This window comes from Adlercreutzia equolifaciens (genome assembly GCF_029076695.1).
Classification (GTDB): domain Bacteria; phylum Actinomycetota; class Coriobacteriia; order Coriobacteriales; family Eggerthellaceae; genus Adlercreutzia; species Adlercreutzia equolifaciens_A.
In genome coordinates this window covers 1-286 of the sequence record NZ_JARFIK010000681.1, presented here as the reverse complement: position 1 = coordinate 286, position 286 = coordinate 1, and the positions used below count along the sequence as shown (strand labels likewise).

1 protein-coding gene is annotated in these 286 nt (G+C 41.3%); it reads right to left on the bottom strand.

Annotation, left to right across the window (positions count from 1 at the left end; all coding sequences use genetic code 11):
- On the bottom strand, window positions 1–286 hold a 286-nt coding region (locus tag PZH32_RS14100; RefSeq protein WP_275208895.1), incomplete at both ends, for an IS110 family transposase.

Sequence of the window (286 nt, the reverse complement as noted above, 5' to 3'; positions counted from 1 at the left end):
CATTTTTAAACTTCTCATTGTTTCGTATCCTACTTTGCGCAATGATGCTGAACCACGTTTCGAGATTTTCCTATTACAACCTACAAATTGGCCAGATTCATACGGTGGTGGATCAATTCCTGCGAATGCAACCAATGCCTTCCCGTTGCGAAATCTGCGAACATCTCCTATTTCTGCAATTAACTTTGGGGCTAATGTATTTCCCACTCCAACCATTTCTCTTACAACCGAATATTCTGGCAAAGTCTTGGCTATTTCCTGCATCCGTGATAAAATTAGACCAAGG